Annotated in this window: 19 protein-coding genes, 3 tRNA genes and 1 other annotated feature; of the genes, 21 read left to right on the forward strand and 1 reads right to left on the reverse strand. The window is 40.1% G+C overall.

Features of this window, described 5'->3' with window-relative positions; all coding sequences use genetic code 11:
* Window positions 1-44 precede the first annotated feature (44 nt).
* The 17 genes from recJ (at window position 45) to BHF69_RS03020 (ending at window position 14986) form a co-directional block, all read left to right on the forward strand.
* Window positions 45-1808: a single-stranded-DNA-specific exonuclease RecJ gene (gene recJ, locus BHF69_RS02940; protein WP_075669583.1), complete on the forward strand. Its 1764-nt coding sequence runs from the start codon at window positions 45-47 to the stop codon at window positions 1806-1808.
* Between the two features lie 16 nt (window positions 1809-1824).
* Window positions 1825-2652 (forward strand): Cof-type HAD-IIB family hydrolase, encoded by an 828-nt coding sequence (locus BHF69_RS02945; RefSeq protein WP_075669584.1) that lies wholly within the window; start codon window positions 1825-1827, stop codon window positions 2650-2652.
* 14 nt (window positions 2653-2666) lie between these two features.
* Window positions 2667-3809, forward strand: coding sequence for an exonuclease SbcCD subunit D (locus tag BHF69_RS02950; RefSeq protein WP_075669585.1), 1143 nt, complete (start codon window positions 2667-2669; stop codon window positions 3807-3809).
* On the forward strand, window positions 3806-6535 hold the full coding sequence (locus BHF69_RS02955; protein WP_075669586.1) for an AAA family ATPase: 2730 nt from the start codon (window positions 3806-3808) through the stop codon (window positions 6533-6535). Before BHF69_RS02950 ends, BHF69_RS02955 begins: the two co-directional genes overlap by 4 nt.
* Window positions 6536-6592: 57 nt before the next feature.
* Window positions 6593-6665 (forward strand) — tRNA-Val (locus BHF69_RS02960).
* 26 nt (window positions 6666-6691) lie between these two features.
* Window positions 6692-6765, forward strand: a tRNA-Met gene (locus BHF69_RS02965).
* A gap of 220 nt (window positions 6766-6985) precedes the next feature.
* A complete protein-coding gene (gene tnpA, locus BHF69_RS02970; RefSeq protein WP_075669051.1) occupies window positions 6986-7456 on the forward strand; it encodes an IS200/IS605 family transposase in 471 nt (156 codons plus the stop codon).
* A 216-nt stretch (window positions 7457-7672) separates the two neighbouring features.
* Entirely contained in the window at window positions 7673-8215 is a 543-nt protein-coding gene (ispF, locus tag BHF69_RS02975) for a 2-C-methyl-D-erythritol 2,4-cyclodiphosphate synthase (RefSeq protein ID WP_075669587.1), read from the forward strand.
* A 2-nt stretch (window positions 8216-8217) separates the two neighbouring features.
* Window positions 8218-9279 carry a GNAT family N-acetyltransferase gene (locus BHF69_RS02980; protein WP_075669588.1) on the forward strand — a complete coding sequence of 354 codons (1062 nt, stop codon included), beginning with the start codon at window positions 8218-8220 and terminating at the stop codon, window positions 9277-9279.
* Window positions 9280-9321: 42 nt separating this feature from the next.
* Window positions 9322-9545 (forward strand) — a binding site (T-box leader).
* 104 nt (window positions 9546-9649) lie between these two features.
* Complete coding sequence (gene cysE, locus BHF69_RS02985; RefSeq protein ID WP_075669589.1) at window positions 9650-10336, forward strand: serine O-acetyltransferase; 687 nt, start codon at window positions 9650-9652, stop codon at window positions 10334-10336.
* Window positions 10323-11726: a cysteine--tRNA ligase gene (cysS, locus tag BHF69_RS02990; RefSeq protein ID WP_075669590.1), complete on the forward strand. Its 1404-nt coding sequence runs from the start codon at window positions 10323-10325 to the stop codon at window positions 11724-11726. Before cysE ends, cysS begins: the two co-directional genes overlap by 14 nt.
* Window positions 11711-12139, forward strand: a complete 429-nt coding sequence (locus BHF69_RS02995) for a Mini-ribonuclease 3 (RefSeq protein WP_075669591.1) — start codon at window positions 11711-11713, stop codon at window positions 12137-12139. The genes cysS and BHF69_RS02995 overlap by 16 nt, the downstream gene beginning before the upstream one ends.
* Before the next feature lies 1 nt (window position 12140).
* The gene (rlmB, locus tag BHF69_RS03000) at window positions 12141-12884 is read left to right on the forward strand and encodes a 23S rRNA (guanosine(2251)-2'-O)-methyltransferase RlmB (protein WP_075669592.1); all 744 of its coding nucleotides are present in this window, start codon (window positions 12141-12143) and stop codon (window positions 12882-12884) included.
* A gap of 8 nt (window positions 12885-12892) precedes the next feature.
* Window positions 12893-13459: a sigma-70 family RNA polymerase sigma factor gene (locus BHF69_RS03005; protein ID WP_075669593.1), complete on the forward strand. Its 567-nt coding sequence runs from the start codon at window positions 12893-12895 to the stop codon at window positions 13457-13459.
* Between the two features lie 50 nt (window positions 13460-13509).
* On the forward strand, window positions 13510-13968 hold the full coding sequence (locus BHF69_RS03010; protein WP_075669594.1) for an HAD domain-containing protein: 459 nt from the start codon (window positions 13510-13512) through the stop codon (window positions 13966-13968).
* A gap of 230 nt (window positions 13969-14198) precedes the next feature.
* Window positions 14199-14271: transfer RNA gene (locus tag BHF69_RS03015), tRNA-Thr, on the forward strand.
* A gap of 112 nt (window positions 14272-14383) precedes the next feature.
* Window positions 14384-14986, forward strand: a complete 603-nt coding sequence (locus tag BHF69_RS03020) for a cytidylate kinase-like family protein (protein ID WP_075669595.1) — start codon at window positions 14384-14386, stop codon at window positions 14984-14986.
* A 48-nt stretch (window positions 14987-15034) separates the two neighbouring features.
* Here the strand turns inward: BHF69_RS03020 and BHF69_RS03025 are convergent, their stop codons facing one another.
* Window positions 15035-16363, reverse strand: coding sequence for a polysaccharide biosynthesis protein (locus tag BHF69_RS03025; RefSeq protein WP_075669596.1), 1329 nt, complete (start codon window positions 16361-16363; stop codon window positions 15035-15037).
* Window positions 16364-16512: 149 nt separating this feature from the next.
* On the opposite strand from BHF69_RS03025, the gene nifS reads away from it, so the two are divergent.
* The 4 genes from nifS to BHF69_RS03045 all read left to right on the forward strand — a co-directional run bounded on the left by nifS (window position 16513) and on the right by BHF69_RS03045 (window position 21017).
* Entirely contained in the window at window positions 16513-17691 is a 1179-nt protein-coding gene (gene nifS, locus BHF69_RS03030) for a cysteine desulfurase NifS (protein WP_075669597.1), read from the forward strand.
* A 15-nt stretch (window positions 17692-17706) separates the two neighbouring features.
* On the forward strand, window positions 17707-18129 hold the full coding sequence (gene nifU, locus BHF69_RS03035) for a Fe-S cluster assembly scaffold protein NifU (RefSeq protein WP_075669598.1): 423 nt from the start codon (window positions 17707-17709) through the stop codon (window positions 18127-18129).
* The gene (gene mnmA / locus BHF69_RS03040; RefSeq protein WP_278276970.1) at window positions 18126-19232 is read left to right on the forward strand and encodes a tRNA 2-thiouridine(34) synthase MnmA; all 1107 of its coding nucleotides are present in this window, start codon (window positions 18126-18128) and stop codon (window positions 19230-19232) included. Before nifU ends, mnmA begins: the two co-directional genes overlap by 4 nt.
* A gap of 180 nt (window positions 19233-19412) precedes the next feature.
* A complete protein-coding gene (locus BHF69_RS03045) occupies window positions 19413-21017 on the forward strand; it encodes an MBL fold metallo-hydrolase RNA specificity domain-containing protein (RefSeq protein WP_075669600.1) in 1605 nt (534 codons plus the stop codon).
* Window positions 21018-21020: the final 3 nt, after the last annotated feature.

Genomic DNA, 21020 nt, shown 5'->3' on the forward strand with positions numbered 1-21020 from the left:
AAGGAGACAAGAGCTCTTTCCTCTTCTTTATGTAAAGGAAGTTTATGGAAAAATGGTTTGTGCAGGCAAAAAGAGCGGATTTTTTTGCCATAGGAAAAAAATTTCATATTGATCCTGTCATTGCAAGGATTATACGGAATCGGGATATTATCGGAGATTTGGCAGTAGAAGAATACCTGTATGGGGATCTTCGATCCCTTCATTCTCCATATTTATTAAAAGATGTGGAAAAGGCAGCCAGAATTCTGATGGAAAAAGGAAGAGCACATAAAAAAATCAGGATTATTTCGGATTATGATGTAGATGGAGTCGTTTCCAATTATATATTATGGAAGGCATTAAAACGATGCAATATGGAGGTAGACTTTCGAATTCCAGATAGAATTGCCGATGGATATGGTATCAATGAACGACTGATCGATCAGGCAAAGACGGATGGAATCGATACCATTGTTACCTGTGATAATGGTATCGCAGCCATCCCTCAGATTGCTCATGGAAAGAAGCTGGGACTTACGATTGTGGTAACGGACCATCATGATATTCCATACGAGATGACTGGGAGGGAAAAGACCTATCTTTCATCTCAGGCGGATGCTATTGTGAATCCAAAACAGCCGGATTGTGGCTATCCCTTTGATAAGCTTTGTGGGGCAGTTGTGGCCATGAAGCTGGTACAGGTGCTGTATGATCTAATGGGATTTCCTGAAGATGCTTATGAAGAATTTGTTCCGTATGCAGCTATTGCTACCGTCTGTGATGTGGTAGACTTAAAAGGAGAAAATCGGGCATTGGTAAAGGTGGGATTGGATAGACTGCCAGCAGTAGATAATCCCGGTCTTCAGGCACTGATGGAGGTAAATGGTCTGGCAGGAAAAAAGATTTCTTCTTACCATCTTGGATTTGTGATTGGCCCGTGTATCAATGCGACAGGACGGTTAGAATCGGCAGATATGGCCGTCAGACTTTTGATGGAGCGCGATCCATCGAAGGCTTTGACTATGGCGGGACAGTTGAAAGATTTGAATGAGGAACGAAAAAGCATGACAGAGGATGGCGTAAAAGAAGGATTTGCTATGGTAGAAAACCAGGGACGAAAGGAGGATAAGGTTCTGGTGGTCTATCTTCCGGATTGTCACGAAAGCCTGGCTGGAATTATTGCAGGAAGGATCAAAGAGCGGTATTATAAACCTACCATTGTTCTTACCAAAGCGGAAGGGGTAGTAAAAGGGTCCGGAAGATCCATCGAGGGCTATCATATGTTCGAAGCACTCAATGAAGTGAAGGATTTAATGCTGCGATTTGGTGGACATCCAATGGCAGCAGGTATGTCTCTTCCAGAAGAGAATGTGGCAGAATTTCGCAGAAGGTTAAATAAAAATGCTCGTTTAACAGAAAAAGAACTGACAAGAAAGATATCCATTGATGTTCCTATGCCCATCGATTATATTCATATGGATTTGATCGAACAGTTGGAATTGTTGGAGCCTTTTGGAAAAGAAAATCCAAAGCCCATATTTGCAGAAAAGAATCTTCATGTTTTAAGTGCGCGTCGATTAGGTGCCAAGAAAAATGTATTGAAGATGAAGGTGCAAAATACCAGTGGAAAGATCATGGAGGCACTTTTATTTCAGGGCGTGGATGAATTTGAAGAAAAACTGACTCTAAAACATGGAAAGCAACAGGTAGAACGAATGTATAGTGGAAGAGATCAGCAAATTTATATCATGTGTACGTATTATCCGAGCATCAACGAGTTCCAGGGCAATCGTACCATTCAGATTATTGTTCAGAACTATATGGTATAGAAAGAGGAGGAAAATTATGAAGCAGATAAAATTAGTTGCTATTGATATGGATGGCACTTTACTGGATTCCAATAAGCAGTGTTCTCAAAAAACCGTAGAAACATTAAAAAGAGCAAAAGAACAGGGAGTGATCATTCTTCCGGCAACAGGAAGAGCTATCAATGGGCTTCCGCAGGAGTTAAAAGACCTTGGTGTGCGCTATGGGATTTTTTGCAATGGTGCTACCTGTTATGATCGTGCTGAAGAAAAAGTATTAGTAGCCAATCATTTTACTACAGAAGAAGTATTACAGTTGATCCGGATTTGCGATAAATATCATGCCACTCATGATATTTATGCAGATGGAAAAGGCTATTGTGAGAAGAGATATATGGATCATTTGGAAGATTATATTATAGAACAGCCGGTGCTTGAATTGGTGCGGAATACAAGAAATGTGATCGATGGTACGTTGGAAGAATTCATACAAAATCACTCTGTCAGTGTGGAAAAGATCAATATGTTCTTTTCAGATTTAGATGAAAGAGAACGTGCCAGAGAAGAACTGGAAAAAAGTGGAATTGCCAATCCAGTCAGCTCTTTATCCAATAATCTGGAGATGGGTCGAGTAGGCTGTAGTAAAGGGTTGGCACTTGGACAGTTGATTCCAATATTGGGACTTAAAGTAGAAGAAGTTATGGCGTGTGGAGATGCCAACAATGATCTTATGATGTTAAAAGAGGCAGGGTTTGCAGTAGCCATGGCAAACGGAACAGAGGAAGTAAAGGCGGTTGCAGATTATATTACAGCTTCCAATGACGAGGATGGAGTGGCAAAAGCAATCGAAAAATTTGTATTAAACTAACAGGGGAGACTTTGGTGAAATTTTTACATATTAGTGATCTACATCTTGGAAAAATAATAAATGAGTACTCTATGCTGGAGGATCAGCGTTATATTCTCTCTCAGATTTTTCATATGGCAGAGGAAAATGCAGTGGATGGAATTTTAATAGCGGGCGATATTTATGATCGCTCCATTCCATCAGTGGAAGCAGTGGAACTGTTTGATGAATTCTTGTATCGGTTGGAGCAAAGTAGAATATCTGTGTATATAATACCTGGGAATCATGATTCCAGAGAGCGCTTGAGCTTTGGAAATCGGATTTTAGAAAAAAAACAGATTTATATTCAGGGAAATCTGACAAAGCAGATTCCGTATATTGAGAAAGAAGATGAATATGGTAGGATACGGATATATCTGCTACCGTTTTTTCGACTTGCAGAGGGAAGGGAGCTTTTTTCTTTGGAGAGAGGGGCTGGCTATGAACAGGTTCTCCAATGCCTGTTGGATGAAACACCGTTGGATGCATCTGTGCGGAATCTTTTGGTAACACATCTTTTCGTCACTCCGGGAAAGGGAGAGCTGGAAACCAGTGACTCTGAACGAATGCTATCTCTGGGCGGGGTGGAACGGGTTCCATCTGTATTATTAGAAGCATTTGACTATACCGCTCTTGGGCATATTCATGGACCACAGCGGGTAGGAAGTGATCGAATCCGGTATGCAGGTTCTCCATTAAAATATTCATTCTCCGAGGAATATCATAAAAAATCGGTCGTATTGCTGGAAATAAAGGAAAAAGGTCAGTTGTCTATACAACTTTTGCCACTAAAACCTTTGCGGGATATGAGAAGAATCAAGGGAAGCTGTAAAGATTTGATGTCCCATGAGGTTTTAAGCCTGGCAAATCCAGATGATTATGTATCGATCATCTTAACAGATGAGGAGGAGATTCTGGAACCGGCAGCATTGCTCCGCAGAGTGTATCCCAATTTGATGCAGATTACTTTTTCAAAAAATGAACAAAAATATCAGGGAGAAATTCAAAAGGTGCAGATGCAGGAACGCACGCCGTTAGAGTTATTTGATTCCTTTTTGGAAGAAGTCAGAGGAGAAAAAGAGAAAACCAGAAGCGATTATATGAAGATGCTGCTGGAAGAGATGGAGGAGGACTTATGAAACCGTTAATCATCACATTATGTGCATGGGGTCCTTATGCACAGAAAGAGCAGGTGGATTTTCGTCAATATCATTCATCTGGAATTTTTCTGATTACCGGACCTACTGGAAGTGGGAAAACTACAATTTTCGATGGAATTACCTATGCTCTTTATGGAGAAGTCAGTGGCAGTGTACGTTCGAAGGATTCCTTGCGCAGCGATTTTGCAGACCGGAATATGGATACTTATGTAGAGTTTACATTTTTGCATAAGAACAAAGAATATATGGTACGAAGAAGCCCAAGGTATGTACGCCCGAAAAAAAGAGGGGAAGGAACTGTAACAGCCAATGAGCAGGCGATGTTAAAGTATGACGATCAGGTGATTACCGGTGTTGGAAGGGTAAATGAAAAAATTCAGGAAATTTTATCTATTGGATATCGGCAATTTAAGCAGTTGTCCATGATCGCTCAGGGGGAATTTCAGAAACTGTTGATCGTTGATGACAGCAAAAAGGTCAATGAACGGGTGGAAATCTTAAGAAATATCTTTCAGACACAGATTTATGAGAAAGTACAGATTCTTGCCGGCGAAAAAGCCAGAAATCTGAGAAATCAGATCAAAGAACTGAATTTTAAGATGGAAGAAGCAGCAGATATGATTCCTGTGGAAAGTACGGATGCGAAAGATGCCAGAAAAAAAGGGGATCTTTCTTCTTTTCTTACGATCGCAAAAGCGGAAAGAAAAAAGTGGCAAGAGGAAGAAAAGGAACTGGAAGAAGAACAACAGAAGCTGGAACGATTGCTTCTTATAGTGAAACAGCAAGAAGAATGGAAGCTCCAATTAGAGAAAATCAAAGAAGAAAAGGAGCAGATAGAGCAAAAACTGAAGTGGCTTCAACAGGAAAAGGGTCAGCGTGCCCAAAGACTTCAGGAGTTGGAAGGGCAAAAGGAAGAACAGGAAAAGAAGAAAAGGCAGTTACAGGAAATGGAGCAATGGTTAGAGCAGCTTCAGAAAGTGGTGGAAGTCGAAAGTGAAGAGAAGAAAATACAAATTCAGGCCGAAGAGCATAAAGAGCAATTGGAAAAGCTTCAAAATGATATGGAGCAAAAAAAAGAACAGCTACATAAGTGGAAGATAGAACTTCTGGAAGAACCGAAACTTTTTTCAGAAGAAGCAAGATGGATGATTGAGAAAGAACGAATCCAGCAGGAAAAAAACCAGTTAGAAGGGCTCCTTCGAAAAGAACGAGAAGGAGAAATTCTGGAGGCCAAGCTATTGGAGGCTCAGAAGGATTATCTGAGGGCAAAGGATAGGAGAGAAAAAGAAAAACAGACATATGAGCAGCTTCAGGCGCTTTTTCAGGATGGAATGGCAGGAATTCTGGCGGCAGGTCTGAAGGAGAATGAGCCATGTCCGGTGTGCGGATCGAAAAATCATCCGAAAACAGCAGAAATAGCACATGGGGTTCCGTCTAAGGAACAAGTAGAAATACAAAAGAAAAGGTGGAACCAGGAAGAACAGAGCTTTCTTAAGGCCTTATCTCTGGCAAAGGGACGAAAAGAGGCAGTTGGGCAATGGAAGAAGCAACTGGATCAGGAGCGTAAAGAAGTTCTTGGACAGACTACAAGGGAGGAAAGACAGCAGGAAGTTATCAGGCGGGAGAAGGAGGTTCACGATAAGCTGAGTGAAATGAATAAGAAGAAAAAAGCATTCGCAGTTATTGGAACCAAAAGCCGACAATTAGAAACCAGTTTAGAAGAATATTCCAAAGAGGAACAGACATATAAGGAAAGATATCAAAAGTTGTCAGAAAGGGCGATGGAGTTGTCCGGAATCAGGAAGACCTTGGGAGCATCTTTACCCAAAGACATTCCAGATTATGAGACTGTCCAGGGCATGGTAAATAAAGAACAGGAGAGACTGAATACATGGCAACATCAATGGGAGCAGGAGCAGGATAACATGCAGAAATTGCTTCAGGAAGAAAGAGCTCATAGTGCTGTGTTGGATGAAAAGGAAAAACAGTTAAAAGCTGTGAAAGAAAATCTGACAGAGGAAAGGCTGCCTCTCAAAACAGAAATAGAAGATGTGCGTAGAAAAAATAAAGAGCGTATACAGATTCTTCATGGAAAGGGAAAACAAACGCAAGATGCGATCCGTTCTTTTCAGGATAAGAATGAAAAGAAGAAAAAACTGGAAGACCAATATGGCATTGCAGGGGATGTGGATCAACTGGTAAATGGAAAAAATTCGCGCTCTTTGAAATTTGAGCAATACGTACTCATGGCATATTTTGATGATATTTTAAAAGCGGCCAATCAGCGGCTTCTTATCATGTCAAATGGCCGTTATGAATTATACCGTATAGAAGAACTGAGCGATGGAAGAAAGAAAAATCATCTGGATATTGAAGTATTGGATTATTATACAGGGAAAAAGAGAAGTGTGAAGTCTTTATCCGGTGGAGAGTCCTTTAAAGCAGCATTGTGTCTTGCATTAGGCTTAAGTGATGTTGTACAGAGCTATGCAGGGGGAATTCAGATTGAAATGTTATTTATTGATGAAGGCTTTGGATCCCTGGATGAAGAATCACTGGAGCAGGCGGTGGAGGTTCTTAAGACACTTTCCGGGACGGGAAGAACCATTGGTATTATTTCTCATGTGGTAGAATTGAAGGAAAAGATTGAGGCGCAAATTATTGTAGAAAAATCCAGTACTGGAAGTAAAATAAAAAAATTATAAAAAATGCTTGACTTTTGTAGTATGTTAGGATATACTAAATCTTGTCGTTGAGACAATGGGATCATAGCTCAGCTGGGAGAGCACCTGCCTTACAAGCAGGGGGTCACAGGTTCGAGCCCTGTTGGTCCCATTTTTCTTCAATAAAACTTTATATATGGCGATGTAGCTCAGTTGGCTAGAGCACACGGTTCATACCCGTGGTGTCGGCAGTTCGAATCTGCCCGTCGCTATCTTAAGACCTCAGAAAATATTTCTGAGGTCTTTTCCTTGTTAGGCTTTAAGCCTGTTCATCATTGTGGAGTTTCTCAGGCAGAGAAACGAAACTTTGAGGAACAAAGAAACCACCGGCTCAGCCGGTGAGTCAGCATTGCTTCAGCTTACAGTAAAAAACCTCCAATGATATAATTATGTTGGTTCGCCAACCACATAAAATCAAAGGAGGTTATCCAAATGGATATTAGTAGTTTATCACATACAAAATGGAATTGTAAGTATCATATTGTTTTTGCACCAAAATATAGAAGAAAAGTGGCATACGGAAAGTTAAAACAAGATATAGCTAATATTCTGAGTATGCTATGCAAAAGAAAAGGTGTAGAAATAGTGGAGGCAGAAATCTGTCCAGATCATGTACATATGCTGGTGAGGATTCCGCCAAGTATAAGTGTTTCAAGTTTTGTAGGGTATTTAAAGGGAAAAAGTACACTCATGATATTCGAACGACATGCAAATTTAAAGTATAAATATGGAAATAGACATTTCTGGTGTCGAGGATATTATGTAGATACTGTAGGGAAGAATGCAAAGAAAATACAAGAGTATATTCAAAATCAGTTAAAAGAGGATTTAGAATATGATCAAATGACACTAAAAGAGTATATTGACCCGTTTACGGGTGAGCCAGTAAAAGCAAATAAATAAAATGAGCCCTTTAGGGCTCCATAGGTAAATGATGTTGCAGTTGGCGAACCATTCGATGAGTCTTTAGACTCTAGTGCCGGTAATTTGCCCTTATAGGGCAAGTACAAACCACCGGCTGAGCCGGTGGTTGTGATTTGTAGAAAGGGATGTTATAATCGTTTCAAATAAAATATTCTGAAAAAGTGGAAAATAAAGAGAAGAAAAGGAGAGACCATTATGCGTGTTGGAATGGGATATGATGTCCACAAATTGGTAGAAGGAAGAGATCTGATCATTGGAGGTGTGAAGATTCCTTATGAGAAAGGGCTGTTGGGACATTCGGATGCAGATGTACTTCTGCATGCGATTACGGATGCTATTTTAGGGGCAGCAGCTTTGGGAGATATTGGAAAACATTTTCCTGACTCTGATCCAAAGTACAAAGGTGCAGATAGTTTAAAATTGCTGGCATCAGCCAAAGAGCTTCTGGATCAGGAAAATTATTATATTGAAAATGTAGATGCTACGATTATCGCACAGAGACCTAAGATGGCTCCTCATATTCCGATGATGAGAGAAAACGTTGCAAGGGTATTGGGGATTGATATTAGTCAGGTGAACATAAAGGCAACGACGGAAGAGGGGCTTGGATTCACCGGAAAAGGAGAAGGAATCAGCGCACAGGCAGTATCTTTAATTTCCCCGGTGGCCAATTATCAATATATTGATCCAATGGCAGAGATGGGCTGTGATGGCTGTCCTGGATGTAAGAGGGGATAATCATGAAGCTTAGCTATGATGAGAAGAAAGAAAAGGAACCAATTCTTAGAGAGATGTGGCGCAGTATTTTTGGAGATCCCAAAAGATATGAAGATTTCTATTATCAATCTATGTATCCCAAAAATCAGGTGTTGACGGAAGAATGGGATGAAGAAGTAGTCGGTATGATTCATTTGAATCCCTATGTGGTTCAGGTTGGAGAAGCTTCCTATCCGCTGCATTATATTGTTGGAGTGGCCACATTAGAAAAATGTCGGAGACAGGGGGTAATGAGGAATATGCTGGTTCGCTGTATGAAGGATATGGCAGAACGAGGGGAAATCTTTACGTACCTTATGCCGGCAGATAGGGCTTATTATGAACCTTTTGATTTTGCATTTATACAGAGATTTGCTGTAGAAACAATGACAGGAGAAGGTGGTAAAGAGGGTCTGGTCCCTTTGACGAAAGAAGAATTCGCTGAGGCATCTGTATTTCTGGAAGGATTTTTAAAAGAACATTTTGGAGTATATACCAAGTTGGGAAAGGCGTATCTTCTTCAGCTTCGGGAAGAGTGTGAAAGTGAGGATGGAGAGCTTCTGATATTAAAGGATGCAGGAAAGATCGTCGGTTTTTGCTGCTATGGACAGGAAGAAACGGTATATGTAAGGCAGATTTTCTGTCAGGACCCAGATCAAATGAAGGCAGCCATTGCAGGATATTTTCCTGGGAAGCAGATCGAAATGACAGTGGATGGAGGAGAGAATGGAAAGGGAGCCTCCATTATGGCTAGGATCCTTCGGTTGGACCTTTTGGTTCCTTTGCTAAAAGGCAAAAAAGAATGCGAGTTTTTGATCGGGATTCAGGATAATTATCTGGAGCAACAGAATGGTAATTTCTGTTTCCGGATTGGAAAAGAGTCCTGCGGCATAGAGAAAACCAGCCAGATACCGGAAAAAAGTATTGGGATTCAGGATCTGACAAAAATCCTATTTGGCTTTGAGCATCTGGAATTGTTGAGCAGGTATCCGGATTTTGAAGCCATAGAGCCATTGGGTCCAGTGATGATCGGAGAAATAATATAGTTGACAAATAAGCAAAAATTTCATAATATATTGTATATGTATGAAAAAGTGATGATCGGAAGGAGTACTGTATTTGGAACCATCAGAGAGGATTTGTCATTGGCTGTAAGCAGATCTTGGGAAAGAACATGGGAATGCATCCGTGAACTGATTGAGCGAAAAGAAGAGTAGCTGAATCCGTAAAGCAGGCGTTAACTGTGTGAGTGAGAATGCCATTTTGGCATTTTAATTAAGAGTGGAACCGCGGATAGAACTTCGTCTCTTTTAGAGACGGAGTTTTTTGTTGCATAAGAATTTCTCAAATTGCTTATGTAACAAAAGAGCATTCCGTGTAAGACTCTTTTTCAAATTTAGAAATGGGGAATGAGAGATGGGATTTATTAAATATGTAAAGGAAGAAATCAATATCATCAGAGACCGTGACCCGGCCATCAAGAGTAACATGGAAGTATTCTTATATCCTTCCTTTAAGGCAATCATGTGGTATCGGGTTGCCCATAAATTATATGTGAAGAAGCATTATTTTCTTGCCAGACTGATTTCTCAAAAGACGGCACGAAAGACAGGGATTGAGATTCATCCTGGGGCAAAAATCGGAAAAGGATTGTTTATTGACCATGGTCATGGAGTAGTCATAGGAGAAACAGCAGTATTGGGAGAGAATGTTACTCTGTATCAAGGAGTGACCTTAGGAGGTACTGGAAAGGAAAAAGGAAAGAGACATCCAACCTTAGGTGACAATGTCATGGTCAGTGCAGGTGCCAAAATTCTCGGTTCTTTTACAGTGGGATCCAATTCTAAGATCGGTTCTGGATCTGTAGTTGTATCAGAGGTTCCACCAAACTCTACAGTAGTAGGAGTTCCGGGACGTGTGGTAAAGAGAGATGGTGTAAAGCTTCCGCAGAACGATTTGAATCAGACAGATCTGCCAAATCCAAACTTAATGGATATTAATCATTTACAGCGTGAGAATGAAGAATTGAGAAATATATTGACTCAGTTTATGAAGCATGTAGAAAGAGCGGAGAGAAAGGAAAAGAAAAATGAAGATATTTAATACATTAACCAGAAAAAAGGAAGAATTTGTACCAGTTCAGGAAGGAAAAGTAGGTATGTATGTCTGCGGGCCGACAGTATACAATTATATTCATATTGGAAATGCAAGACCAATGATCGTATTTGATACTGTGCGCCGTTATTTGGAATATAAAGGATACGATGTAAATTATGTATCCAATTTTACTGATGTGGATGATAAGATCATCAAAAAAGCCAACGAGGAAGGTGTAGATGCTTCTGTTATCTCTGAACGCTTTATCGAAGAGTGCAAGAAAGATATGGAGGGGCTGAATGTAAAGCCAGCAACAAAGCATCCAAAGGCAACAGAAGAAATCAATGGAATGATTCAGATGATTCAGACTCTGATTGAAAAAGGGCATGCTTATCCGGTAGATGGAACAGTATATTTTAAGACCAGATCTTTTGAAGAGTATGGAAAGCTTTCAAAGAAAAACATCGATGATCTGGAAGCAGGACACAGAGATATTAAAGTTCGTGGTGAAGACGGAAAAGAAGATCCACTGGATTTTGTACTTTGGAAGCCAAAAAAGGAAGGAGAACCTGCATGGAAATCTCCATGGGGAGAAGGACGTCCAGGGTGGCATATTGAGTGCTCTGAAATGTCTAAAAAGTACATTGGTGATACCATTGATATTCATGCTGGTGGAGAAGATCTGATTTTTCCTCATCATGAAAATGAAATTGCACAGTCTGAAGCATGTAATGATGAACCGTTTGCAAAATACTGGATGCATAATGCATTTCTAAATATCGACGGCGAGAAGATGTCAAAATCAGCAGGAAATTTCTTTACGGTGCGCGAAATCAGTGAAAAATATTCATTACAGGTCATCCGTTTCTTTATGCTGAGTGCACATTACAGAAGTCCATTAAATTTCAGTGATACATTAGTGGAAAGTTCCAAGAACGGATTAGAACGTATTTTAACTGCTATTGAAAATGTGAGAGATGCAGTTCAGTCTAAAGAAGAAGGAATCTTGACAGAAGAAGACTGCGGAAATTTAGAAAAAGTGGAAGCACTTGTAAAAAAATACGAAGCAGCCATGGAAGATGATTTTAATACAGCAGATGCGATTGCAGCTATTTTTGAAATGGTAAAGCTTGCTAACATTACAGTAAAGGATGGTTCTAAAGAATATGCTGAGCGCTTATTAAAAACCTTGGAACAGCTTTGTGATGTTCTTGGGATTATTACGGAAAAAGAAGAAGAGCTGCTGGATGCAGATGTAGAGGCTTTGATTCAGGAGCGTCAGGATGCAAGAAAGGCAAAGAACTTTGCTCGTGCGGATGAAATCCGTGATCAGCTGGCTGCTCAGGGAATTATTTTAAAGGATACAAGAGAAGGGGTAAAATGGACAAGAGCATAATTCTTGATATGAAACAGCAGCTTCAGCTAAAGGAAGTAGATATTCGGACGTATTCTCCATTGGCACTGGCTTATCTGGGGGATGCGGTATATGAAGTCATTGTACGTACGATTCTTTTGAATCACGGCAACATGCCGGTAAATAAATATCATAGAAAGGCGAGTCATATGGTAAATGCATCTGCTCAGTCCAGAATGATTACGGAGCTAGAACCTATGCTCACCGAAGAAGAATTGTCTGTATATAAGAGAGGAAGAAATGCCAAATCTTATACATCAGCCAAGCACGCCACAATTATCGAGTATCGTATGGCAACTGGATTTGAAGCATTAATTGGATACTTATATTTAAAAGAAGAGATGGAACGGATCTTTTATTTAGTAAAGACCGGACTGCATATAGGAGAGGAATAATATGCCAGTAGAAGAAAATATCATTGAAGGGCGTAATGCCGTAATGGAAGCATTTCGCTCAGGAAAAACAGTTGACAAATTATTTGTATTGGACGGCTGTACAGACGGTCCAGTCCGCTCCATTATAAGAGAAGCAAGAAAGCATGATACATTGCTCCAATTTGTGAAAAAGGAGCGTCTGGAACAGATTTCCCAGACAGGAAAGCATCAGGGTGTGATTGCATATACAGCTGCTTATCAATATGCAGAAATTGAGGATATGTTTGCACTGGCAGCCGAAAAAGGTGAAGATCCATTCCTCATTTTGTTGGATGAGATTGAGGATCCTCATAATCTGGGTGCAATTATTCGTACTGCAAATCTGGCAGGTGCCCATGGCGTGATTATTCCAAAAAGACGTGCGGTAGGATTGACAGCGACAGTTGCCAAGACTTCCTGTGGAGCACTAAATTACACGCCAGTTGCAAAAGTCACTAATCTTACAAAGACCATTGAAGAGCTTAAGAAAAGGGGCGTATGGTTTGTATGTGCGGATATGGGCGGCGAAGTTATGTATGATCTGAATCTGACTGGGCCGATCGGTCTGGTGATTGGAAATGAAGGCTCTGGGGTAAGTAAGCTAGTAAGAGAGCATTGTGACTATATTGCCTCTATTCCGATGAAGGGAGATATTGATTCTCTGAATGCGTCAGTGGCAACCGGTGTTCTGGCATATGAAATTGTAAGACAGCGCATGACAAAATAGGAGAAGGCATGCAAAGTAATTTTGAAAGAATGAGTGATGAACAAGTTCTAGAAGAAATTCGGTCAGGAAGCGAAGAGGCTATGGAATATTTGCTGAGAAAATATCTGACCTTGATAAAAAAGACGGTGCGCAGATATTATCTGATCGGAGGAGAGGAAGAGGATCTTCTTCAGGAAGGTTATATTGGGCTGATCAAAGCCATACAGACATTTAATCGGGAAAAGAATGACCGTTTTTATCCATTTGCAAAAATATGTATGGAGGGTCAGCTTTGCACTGCGGTAACTGCATCCAATCGAAAGAAGCATCATCCATTAAATCATTCGCTTTCTATGGATGCGGCAGATTATCAGGAGTTTGAATCGCAAAAGGATAATCCTGAGAAGATTGTGTTGGCGAAAGAAATGGAAGAGGATCTGCTGGATGATATAAAAGAAAAGTTGAGTCCTTTGGAACGAAAGGTGATTCTTATGTACCTGCAGGGAATGTCTTCCCAGGAGATAGCTGTACAGACAGGAAAATCCATGAAATCCATTGATAATGCTATCCAGAGGGCAAAGAAGAAATTGAAATAGTCTTATAACATATTTGACTTAAAAACTGGAAAGGAAAATTGAAGGATATTATGAAGGTTATATTTTTAGATGTGGATGGTGTTATGAACAGTGTTCATAATGAATGGCTGGATTTGAAATGTGTAGACAATCTGAATATGATTGTCGAAGCAACTGGGGCAAAAGTCGTAATCTCATCCTCATGGCGAGATGGATGGTACAAAGAAGAAGATAAAAAATATATGGTTTCTCCGGAAATGGCAGCCCTAGAAGATGCTATGAATCGTCTGGGAATGGAGATTTATGATAAGACCAGACCTCAGCTTACTGGAGTCATGGATTTTCGAGGAAATCAGATCAAAGATTATTTGAAGGAGCATGATGGGGAAATAGAAGCTTTTGTTGTGATTGACGACTTGTTCTTCCCAGATTTTGGTCCGTTAAAAGACTGGCTGGTATTGACAGATTTTGATGAAGGTGGCTTGACTGTGGAAAAAGCACAAGAAGCAATTTATATTTTGAACAGATAAAAAAATTTATAATACTGTGCTTTTATAAATGGCATGAGACGAACTGCTTTCCTTTTTTCCATAACAGTTGGAAAGGTAAGTAAACTTCCCTACCAACTGTCATATGGAAAACAGTCATCTTTGGTGCCTGAAGTAGTCTTATAGAAAAAAACAAAATGCAAAAAAATATTTGTGTTAGAAGAAAAAATATGTTGACATTTAGAATCACATGTGTTAACTTATATAGGCAGGCTGCTATGGCACAGGAGGTAGCGCACCACATTGGTAGTGTGGAGGTCACCGGTTCGAATCCGGTTAGCAGCTTTTTGTTTTAAGGAGCACTTATGGTGCTTCTTTTTTTCTTTTTTATAATTTGATTTCCTATTTCATTCAATCGTGTTAAAATAAAAGTAGTAAAAATGAAAGGGGAATGGTTATGGGAAAGGTAATTACAATCGGAAGAGAATATGGAAGTAATGGACGAAGAATTGCCAAAGCATTGTCTCAACGATTAGGAATTCACTATTACGATAAAGAGTTGATTCGTTTGGCGGAGAAGGAAAGTGATATTTCTTATGAAGAATTAATGAAGGTGGATGAAAAAAGGGCAAATCCGTGGCGATATGCAGTGGAAGATGATGTTCAGATGGAACGAAGATTTCGGTTTGAACCAATGAATGATGTGTTGTTTCAGACTCAGCGGGATATTATTCTGAAACTGGCAGAGAATCAAGATTGTATCATTGTGGGACGATGTGCAAATCAGATCTTAAGTGATCATAAAAAGCGAAAAAGCATTTTTGTCTATGCGCCTTTGCAAAAACGGATTGAAACCATTATGGAACGTGCGGCTGTAGATGAAAAGAATGCCAGAACATTGATCAAGAAGATGGATAAACAGCGCCGTTATTACTACAATTATTATACGGACGGAAGATGGAACGATATGAAAGAATATGATTTATGTTTGGATAGTAGTAGATATTCAATGGATGAGATCGTGGATATCATAGCTACAGTTTATCATCAGATGGATTAAAACCGTATTCTTGAATTCAATAGCTGTAGGGGCTACCGCATTAACTCGTTAATGCGGCAGCTCTTTTTTGGGGTGATTTGCGACTTTTTGAATATGAATATAGTTTAGTAATACGAGTACAAAAGTACTGGTTAAAATTCCCCATATATATCCATTGATTCCGAAGCGTGGAATTGCAAGAAATATGAATAAAAGTCGTATGATGATAGACAATATATTGTGAAAAAAGGTGAGATGAGTTTTTCCCATTCCATTCAGTATGCTGATAAAAATGGAAGAAAGATATAGGGCAGGGCATAAAAAGGATAATAGCTTTAAGTATTCTCCAGCCGCGCTGTTGTGGAAGATGACAGTTCCCAATCCTGGTCCGAGAAAAAAGAATATGCCAGTAAAGAAAAGTCCCAGGAAAAAGCAACCATAGGTAGCTAAAGCAATGCTTCTGTTCATATGAGAACGATTGTTTTTTTCATAATCAGCTGAGATGGAAGGTAAAAGCATAGTTGCCAGTGAATTAGTCAGCGTTGATGGAAAGAACAAAAAGGGAAGCGTAATCCCTGTTAGGATCCCGTACAATTCCAATGACAATGTGTGGTTATGATAATAAAGCATTAATTGCCCTGGAATCAGGATTGCTTCTACACTTTGCAGTAATGTCAGGCAAATGCGGTTTCCGGATAACGGAAGGCTGAGCAGTAAGAAATCTTTAAACAGTAGCCTTTTTCTGCTTTCAGCAGTTGTTTTTTGCAGTTCTTCTTTCTGTAAAAGAAGCAGAATCAGAAGACAGGAAATAATTTCTCCAGCAGTTGTGCCAGCTGCAGCAAGCATTGCACCGGAACACTTTACGTAGAGAATGGTGGATGCAATAAGGAGAATGCTTCCAACTCGGGCAATCTGCTCTACAAGCTGGCAAACAGCAGGAACTGTAGAATTTCCGCAACCGATGTAATATCCATGGATACTTCCTTTTATGGATACAAAGGGAAGTGCAATGGCAAATAGCTGCAGGCAGCCGCTGGCAGACGGAGTGGAAAAAATATGGATACTGATCCTGTTCGCAAAAAGGAATAAGGAGATGGATAACAGCATGGATAGGCTCAGACAGAAAAAGAGTGTGAGTTGTAACAGAAATCGGATGTTTCCGCGGTTGGAAAAGGCCTTTTGTGCAGCTACCAGTTTGGACAGACCGATTTCAAATCCCTGGCAGCAGATAGAAAAGCACAGAAGGTAGACAGGAAAAACCATCTGATAAATCCCAAGCTCTTTCGCACCAATTACTCTGGATAAAAATATTCTATTATAGAAACCAATCATGCGGGCTAATAAGCCGGCTAGGGTTAATACGAGGGTTCCCTGTATAACGGGATGTTTTTCTTTCATAGGAAATTTTTCAAACCTTCTTTTTATCATTCTATGAGAAAAGGAGAGAAAGATATGAAAGTTTTTAAAATTTGTATTGACTCATAAAACATAGTATGTTAGTATGAATTAAAATCATAGTACATAAATAGGAAAAAGGAGTAACAGTTATGGAACGTTTTGTATATATGGATAATGCAGCAACAACAAAAGTAAGACCAGAAGTGTTGGAAGCAATGCTTCCTTATTATAAAGAAAACTTTGGAAATCCATCCAGCATCTATCGCTTTTCTGCAATTGGGAAAAAGGCCATTGATGATGCGAGAGATATTGTAGCAAAATCTCTGGGAGCAAAAGATACAGAGATTTATTTTACCGGAGGGGGTTCAGAAGGAGATAACTGGGCGATCAAAGGTATTGCCGATGCTTATGCATCAAAAGGAAAGCACATTATTACATCCAAAATCGAGCATCATGCAGTTCTGCATACGTGTGAATACTTGGAAAAGCATGGGTATGAAGTCACCTATCTGGATGTGGATGAGGATGGAGTTGTATCTTTAGAGCAACTGGAAAAGGAAATCCGTCCAGATACTATTTTGATTTCTATCATGTATGCCAACAATGAGATTGGAACCATTCAGCCGATCAGAGAGATTGGAGCGATCGCAAAGGAACATCAGATTATCTTCCATACCGATGCCGTACAGGCTTATGGACAGATTCCGATCAACGTGGATGAAGATAACATTGACTTATTAAGTGTCAGCAGTCATAAGTTAAATGGGCCAAAAGGAGTCGGAATGCTTTATATTAGAAATGGCATTAAGATTGGTTCCTTTATTCATGGTGGAGCTCAGGAACGCCATCGTCGTGCAGGAACGGAAAATGTTCCGGGAATCGTCGGTTTTGGAAAGGCTGTTCAGATTGCTATGGACACAATGGAAGAAAGAGAAAAACAGGAAATAAAAATCAGAGATTATGGAATTGATAGAATCTTAAAGGAAATACCATATTGCCGTTTGAACGGACATCGGGAACAGAGACTTCCTAATAATATTAATATCAGCTATCAGTTCATTGAAGGGGAATCTTTGCTGATTATGCTGGATATGGCTGGAATCTGTGGTTCAAGTGGATCTGCCTGCACATCTGGATCTTTAGATCCTTCTCATGTGCTTCTGGCAATTGGTCTGCCTCATGAAATCGCTCATGGCTCTTTGCGATTGACGATCAGCCATGAAACGACAAAAGAGGATATGGACTATGTAATTGATAATTTAAAAGAGATCGTTCAGAAATTAAGAGCGATGTCACCATTATATGAAGATTTTATCAAAGCAAATTAACAGGAGGAATAGAATATGTACAGTGAAAAAGTAATGGATCATTTTCAGCATCCTAGAAATATGGGAGAGATTGAAAACCCAAGTGGAGTTGGAACAGTAGGAAACGCAAAATGCGGAGATATTATGAGAATATATCTGGATATTGATGAGAATCAGATTATTCGGGACGTAAAATTTAAAACATTTGGATGCGGTGCTGCAGTAGCAACCAGCAGCATGGCAACAGAACTGGTAAAAGGCAAAAGCGTTAATGAAGCTTTAAAAGTTACCAATAAAGCAGTAATGGAAGCACTTGACGGACTTCCACCTGTTAAGGTACACTGTTCTTTGTTGGCGGAAGAATCCATTCATGCAGCCTTATGGGATTATGCACAGAAGAATGGTATTCAGATTGAAGGATTAAAACCGCCAAAAAAGGACATACATGAAGACGAATAGAAAATAGATGGAGGAAACTCATGGGGAAAAAAGTAGTCATAGGAATGTCAGGTGGTGTTGATTCATCTGTTGCAGCATATCTTCTGAAGCAGAAGGGATACGATGTGATCGGTGTTACCATGCAGATTTGGCAGGAGGAAGCAGACAATATCCAGGAAGAAAACGGTGGATGCTGCGGGTTATCAGCGGTTCATGATGCCAGAAGGGTAGCCGATCAGCTGGAGATACCATATTATGTAATGAATTTTCGCAAGGAATTTAAGGAGAATGTCATTGACTACTTTGTCCATGAATATCTGGAGGCTCGTACGCCCAATCCTTGTATAGCCTGCAACCGTTATGTAAAGTGGGAAGCATTGCTTAAACGTTCTTTGGATATTGGAGCAGATTATATTGCGACAGGGCATTACGCAAGGGTTATACAGCTGCCAAATGGAAGATATACCCTGAAGCAGTCTGTAACTCAAGCAAAAGATCAGACCTATGCACTGTTTAATTTGACACAGGATCAGCTTTCTCATACGTTAATGCCAGTAGGGGACTATTCAAAGGATCAGATTCGAAAGATTGCGGAAGAGATTCACTTGATGGTAGCGAACAAGCCGGATAGTCAGGAAATTTGCTTTGTACCAGATGATGATTATGCGAATTTCATTAAAGAAGAGACAGGAACAGAAATTCCAGAAGGCAACTTTGTAGATTTAGATGGCAATATATTGGGACGGCATAAAGGAATTATTCATTATACCATTGGACAGAGAAAGGGACTTGGACTTGCTCTGGGAAGGCCAGTCTTTGTTGTGGACATTAAGAAAGAGACCAACGAGGTAGTCATCGGGGACAATAAAGATGTCTTTGCCAAAGGACTGCTGGCTGATAAGGTGAATTTTATGTCCATTGCTTCTCTGGAAGGAGAAATGCGAGTGCGAGCAAAAGTGCGTTACAATCATCGTGGTGCTGACTGTACGATACGTATGGTTGGTAAGGACCAGATTGAGTGTATCTTTGATGAGCCTCAGAGAGCAATTACCCCGGGACAGGCAGTCGTATTCTATGAAGAAGACTATGTGGTTGGCGGAGCCATCATTAAAAAAAGACAATAATCGTTCAGGAAAATATTCCTTAAAAGATTGGACTCTGATACAACGAGAGCGGATGAGAATGCTATTTCATCCGCTTTTTTCATTATATAGATTGGCTGTTTTTTCAAAAGGGAGTATAATGATAACAAGGAAACTGATTGACTTGAGTATATGACTGGATAATAGAAGGGAAGGGTGTTTATGAAGCTGATGTTTTCGGGGGCAGCTCATGAAGTGACTGGAAGCTGTCATTATTTAGAAGCAGCGGGAGTAAAGATGCTGATTGACTGCGGCATGGAGCAGGGAGTGGATTACTATGTAAACCAGGAGATTCCTACAGTGCCAAGTGAACTGGACTATGTGCTGTTGACACATGCCCATGTGGATCATTCTGGAATGCTTCCTCTTTTATACGGAAGAGGATTTCGTGGACAGATTCTATGTACAGAAGCAACGAAAGAATTATGTGATATTATGCTTCGTGATAGTGCTCATATTCAACAGTTTGAAACTGAGTGGAAGAATCGAAAAGCACGAAGGGCTGGCAAACCAGAGATGGAACCAGTCTATACGATGGATGATGCGATTGGTGCCATAGGATTATTTAATGGATACCCATATGATGAAATCATACAAATTGCAGAAGGAGTCGAGATTCGTTTCAAAGACATTGGGCATCTGCTTGGCTCTTCCAGCATTGAAGTGTGGGCAACGGAAGAAGGAGTTACCAAGAAGATTGTATTTTCAGGGGATATTGGAAATAGCGACCAGCCGATACTAAAAAATCCTAAATATACGCAAGATGCGGATTATGTGGTTATGGAGGCTACTTATGGTGATAGATATCATGAAAAGCATCCAGATTATGTATATGAGTTGTCCAAGATTATTCAGGAGACATTAGACCGGGGAGGAAATCTGGTCATACCATCTTTTGCCGTAGGGAGAACACAGGAACTTCTCTATTATATTCGGCAGATTAAAGAAGAGAAACTGGTGACTGGGCATGGAAATTTTCCTGTTTATGTGGACAGTCCGATGGCCATTGAGGCAACGACGATCTTTAATAAGAATGTAGCGGAGTGTTTTGACGAGGAAGCCATGGGATTGATCATGCAGGGAATCAATCCGCTCACTTTTGAAGGGCTGAAATTATCCGTAACCAGTGAGGAAAGTAAGGAGATCAATTTTGATAAACAGCCAAAAGTGATCATATCTGCATCTGGTATGTGCGAGGCAGGAAGAATCAGACATCATTTGAAGCACAATTTGTGGAAACCGACATCGACGATTCTTTTTGTGGGCTATCAGGCAATCAATACACTTGGAAGAGCGTTGATAGAAGGAACGAAAGAAGTAAAGCTATTTGGTGAGACAATACAGGTATCTGCAAAAATTCTTCGATTGGAAGGAATGAGTGGTCATGCGGATAAAGCAGGACTGATTAAATGGATCACTTCATTTGAACAAAAACCAAAAGTTGTTTTTGTTGTTCATGGAGAGGATACAGTGTGTGATATTTTTGCAGAGACGTTGGAAAAAGAATATGGATTGTGTGCGTATGCACCATACTCCGGGGCAGAATATGATCTGATTGCAGGACGATGGATCAGAGAAGGAGAGCGTATTCCGGTTCCTAAGGCTGAAAAAGCAGGCAAAAAAGCACCATCTGGTGTATATGCACGTTTACTTGCAGCAGGACAGAGATTGATGACGGTAATTAAACATAACGAAGGCGGTGCGAATAAGGATTTGGCCAAATTTGCAGATCAGATTCATGCATTGTGTGATAAATGGGATCGATAGAAG

The sequence above is a fragment of the Anaerostipes sp. 992a genome (assembly GCF_001940245.1).
Lineage (GTDB): Bacteria > Bacillota > Clostridia > Lachnospirales > Lachnospiraceae > Fimousia.